Origin of the sequence: Christiangramia aquimixticola (assembly GCF_048285835.1) — a bacterium.
GTDB lineage: Bacteria > Bacteroidota > Bacteroidia > Flavobacteriales > Flavobacteriaceae > Christiangramia > Christiangramia aquimixticola.
In genome coordinates, this window is sequence record NZ_JBLVTL010000001.1 from 354,317 (window position 1) to 358,439 (window position 4,123).

At 38.1% G+C, this 4,123-nt stretch carries 4 protein-coding genes and 1 other RNA gene; 1 reads left to right on the forward strand and 4 read right to left on the reverse strand.

Features of this window, described 5'->3' with window-relative positions; genetic code table 11:
- The coding region (locus ACNKXV_RS01525) for an ABC-F family ATP-binding cassette domain-containing protein (protein ID WP_417905930.1) at positions 1-737 on the reverse strand (737 nt) is incomplete at its 3' end.
- Positions 738-905: 168 nt separating this feature from the next.
- Between ACNKXV_RS01525 and ACNKXV_RS01530 the strand changes: the two genes are divergently transcribed.
- A complete protein-coding gene (locus ACNKXV_RS01530) occupies positions 906-2,318 on the forward strand; it encodes a hypothetical protein (RefSeq protein ID WP_417905931.1) in 1,413 nt (470 codons plus the stop codon).
- A 46-nt stretch (positions 2,319-2,364) separates the two neighbouring features.
- Here ACNKXV_RS01530 and fsa read toward each other — a convergent pair whose 3' ends face one another.
- The 3 genes from fsa to ffs all read right to left on the reverse strand — a co-directional run bounded on the left by fsa (position 2,365) and on the right by ffs (position 4,028).
- The gene (gene fsa / locus ACNKXV_RS01535) at positions 2,365-3,021 is read right to left on the reverse strand and encodes a fructose-6-phosphate aldolase (RefSeq protein WP_417905932.1); all 657 of its coding nucleotides are present in this window, start codon (positions 3,019-3,021) and stop codon (positions 2,365-2,367) included.
- Positions 3,022-3,064: 43 nt separating this feature from the next.
- On the reverse strand, positions 3,065-3,886 hold the full coding sequence (locus ACNKXV_RS01540) for an SDR family oxidoreductase (protein WP_417905933.1): 822 nt from the start codon (positions 3,884-3,886) through the stop codon (positions 3,065-3,067).
- A gap of 43 nt (positions 3,887-3,929) precedes the next feature.
- Positions 3,930-4,028: signal recognition particle sRNA small type (gene ffs / locus ACNKXV_RS01545), an RNA gene on the reverse strand.
- Positions 4,029-4,123: the final 95 nt, after the last annotated feature.

The window sequence follows — 4,123 nt, forward strand, 5'->3', positions numbered from 1 at the left end:
GCAGCAAGCTGAGAAGATTCATACCAGAAAGTATAGTTACCACTAAAGTGATTGATCTTTCCAAAATCAATATCAGAAATATGCGTACAAACCGAATCCAGGAAGTGACGGTCGTGAGATACCACGATCACGGTATTATCATAATTAGCTAAAAAGTTTTCCAGCCAGGTAATTGTCTCGTAATCCAGATCGTTGGTAGGCTCATCCATGATAAGCACATCCGGGTTTCCAAATAATGCCTGAGCAAGTAAAACCCTTACCTTTTGTTGACCATCAAGATCTTTCATTCTGGAAAAGTGATGCTCTGTTTTAATTCCAAGGTTAGAAAGCATGGAAGCTGCATTACTTTCAGCATTCCAACCATCCATTTCCTCAAACTTCACCTGTAGCTCTCCAATTTTATCTGCATTTTCATCAGAATAATCTGCATACAGCGCATCCATCTCTGTCTTTACTTCAAAAAGAGGTTTATTTCCTCTCATCACTGTTTCTAAAACAGTATATTCATCATATAAATTGTGATCCTGTTCAAGAACAGACATACGTTTTCCTGGCTCTAAATGAACATGACCGGAAGTAGGCTCCGATTTTCCCGCAAGAATTTTAAGGAAAGTAGACTTTCCGGCTCCATTGGCTCCAATGATTCCGTAACAGTTGCCCTGTGTGAAAGTAGTATTCACCTCATCGAACAAAACCCGTTTTCCAAACTGTACAGAAAGATTTGATACTGAAAGCATAAACTATAAAATTAATTTTTTGCAAAAGTAGTTATAATCAACGTTACTAAGAAAGATTAACGTTTTAAAAATACGTTTTAACGCACGCTTAACATCCCTCGTATGCCATAGGGAATATATTTGTTAAAAATTGAGGTAACCTTAAACACGTTTCTACCCCCACATTGAATGAAGTACTTAAGTTTCTTTTCTTTGTGTTGCATCCTCCTATTGTCTGGATGCAACAAGAATAACACTGACTCCAATTCTGTCTACATTGGCGGCCAGATCAATAATCCGGAAACCGACTTTGTGGTATTCTCCCGGGAAAATGAAACCATAGACACCCTTTATCTGAATGCCAAAAACCAGTTCGGGAAAAAATTCAGTAATCTGGAGAGCGGCATCTATACCTTTAATCACCCACCGGAAAGTCAGATAATGTACATGGAACCCGGAGATAGTATTATGATTTATCTCAATACCATGTCTTTTGATGAGTCTTTGAACTTTAGCGGAAGAGGTGCCGAAAAGAGCAATTTCCTGCTGGATATGTTTCTTAAGAATCAGAAGAATAACGACCTTATTCTAAGTTATTATAAAATTGAACCTTCAGAATTCGCTCAAATCACTGATTCTATCCGGTCACAAAGAATTAAAAAACTTGATCGTTTAACAGAGAATAAAGAATTTTCAGAAGACTTCCTCAAAATCGCCAGAGCCAGCATAGATTACGAATATTTTGATCTGCGTGAGCGCTATTCCTTCTTAATTAGAAAATACAGGAAAAAATATGCCAATAAAATTCCTGCCAACTTCAATGACTATAGAACGGAAATAGATTTTAATAATCAGCAATTGCAGGATTATTATGTTTACACCAATTTAATCGATGATTATTTGAGGTCACGCGCAATTGAATTTTGCACCCTGGAACATGATAATCACAAGGAATGTTACAATATAAATTCCTTCAGAAACATTAAAAGAAGGATCATTTTGATAGATTCTTTATCAAACATTGAATCTTTAAAAAATAAATTTTTGGACAGGCTAGCCACTCAGGCTATTGTAAGCTCTGAAACCGAACCAAGGATCGATTCGGTTTTAAACCTGCTTGAGAAAATCAAATACACCAATCTTCAAGGAGCTCAGGAGCTTGCTGAAATTCAAAAATCTTATTTAAACGGAAAATCTCTCAATAATCTTTGGGCAAGCAATACCAAAGGAGAGGAAATGAACTATTCCAAAATCATAAATAGACCTACGGTTACCTATGCATGGTCTCTGTATGCGCCTTCTCATCACAGATGGCAACATAACATTATAAAAGATCTAAAGGTCAAGTATCCTGAGGTAGATTTTATCGGGATCAACGTTGATAAGGGCGAGAAAGAAGAATGGTTGCGCACCATAGAAACTTTTGGCTACGACAAGGATTACGAATACCAGATCACCCGGCGTCAACCCGGCAGGGACACTTACAAACGTTACCTTAATAAAGTAATTTTTGTGGACCGCCATGGAACCATCGTTAAAGGAGATGTTCAATTTGGAAGTCCGGAATTCGAAGAGGAAATTCTCGAATTTTTAAACCAATAAAAAAAGGCTGCCAAATGGCAGCCTTTTTTATTTATACAGGAATTTATTACTTATTCCCTTTATTATAATCTGCAAGGAATTTTTCAAGACCAATATCTGTAAGAGGATGATTCAGCAAACCTTCAATTGCAGAAAGCCCACCAGTCATAACATCTGCTCCTAACTTGGCACATTCAATAACATGCATAGTGTGTCTAACAGAAGCAGCTAGAATTTCGGTTTCAAAACCGTAGTTATCATAGATAAGTCTGATCTCCGCGATAAGGTTCATCCCATCTGTAGAGATATCGTCCAGACGTCCAATAAAAGGAGAAACATAAGTTGCTCCTGCTTTAGCAGCAAGCAAAGCCTGTCCTGCTGAAAAAACAAGAGTACAGTTCGTTTTGATTCCTTTATCGCTAAAATATTTTAAGGCCTTTACTCCTTCTTTGATCATAGGAATCTTAACCACGATCTGCTCATGCAGTTCTGCCAGCTCTTCTCCTTCTCTAACCATCCCTTCAAAATCTGTAGCGATAACCTCTGCACTCACATCACCATCAACCAGCTCACATATTTTTCTATAGTGTTTAAAAATATTGTCTTTCCCGGTGATTCCCTCTTTGGCCATTAAAGAAGGATTGGTAGTTACACCATCCAGAACACCAAGATCCTGGGCTTCTTTAATTTGATCAAGGTTAGCTGTATCAATAAAAAATTTCATAGTTGTGTTTATTTATATTGCTTAGTATAGAATAATTGTAAAATTACAATTTATAATGTTTTAGTAACATTTTCTCATAGAGTTTGTCCGGAAGCAAAGCTTTAAGTTTAACAGAAATCTTTTGAAGCCTTTCCCCTACTTTATAATGCACATTCGGCTCCTCTTCATGAATGATCCTGAAAATTTCTTTAGCCATCAACTCAGGGTCCTGTCCCGCATCCACATGTTCATTCATAATATCCAGAGTTCTGCCGTATACTTCTTCATAAGGAGAACCATTTACCACGGGAGCATGATATCTCCCGGCCGCAATATTGGTTGCAAAATCACCCGGTGCAACATTGGTCATTTTAATCCCAAACTGTTTCACCTCCATCCGGTAAGCCTCTGTCGTAACTCCAAGAGCACCTTTGGTAGCCGAATATATTCCACGGTAAGGCAATCCCATATAACCCGCTATGGAAGTAATATTAATGATAAGACCTGAGTGTTGCTTCCTCATATGAGGCAGTACATGTTTTATCAAATTTAGAGGACCAAAATAATTGGTATCGAAAGCCTTTCTCATTTCGCTTTCCGGAGTTTCCTCAATAGGACCGGTAATACCAACCCCGGCATTATTTATAAGAATATCGATCTTTTGTTCTTTGGAAATGATGCTGGCTATGGCGGCTTTGATAGAATCTTCTGAAGTAACATCGAGTTGAACGAATTCGAACCCTGCTTCAGCAGAATTTTTCACAGACCTGCTGGTCCCGTAAACCTTAAAATTTCTTTGACTTAGATAGCTGGCGACAGATTTTCCAATCCCGGAGGAGGCACCTGTAATTAGAACAATTTTTTCTGAAGAATTCCCCTTTTTCATATCGCACAAATATGCAATAAATTTAGGACTTTGTAGAAACAAAAAAAGGCAAGCGACCCACATCACACCGCTACGACCGCCTACCCTTGCTGCGTTCCCGCCCTGGGGGATTCAGCAGGAGCTGGTTGTGTGGGACTTGCCGGTGCAAATATACAATCTTTGTAACTTTAGACAAGCTTTTTTTAATGCGAATTGGTTAATTTTACACAAACACCCAAGGCTTTTAAAACATGAATA

Excerpts from the sequence above, each read along its gene's own strand:
- ACNKXV_RS01530 (WP_417905931.1), top strand. The coding sequence starts at position 906 with ATGAAGTACTTAAGTTTCTTTTCTTTGTGTTGCATCCTCCTATTGTCT.
- fsa (WP_417905932.1), bottom strand. The coding sequence starts at position 3,021 with ATGAAATTTTTTATTGATACAGCTAACCTTGATCAAATTAAAGAAGCC.
- ACNKXV_RS01540 (WP_417905933.1), bottom strand. The coding sequence starts at position 3,886 with ATGAAAAAGGGGAATTCTTCAGAAAAAATTGTTCTAATTACAGGTGCC.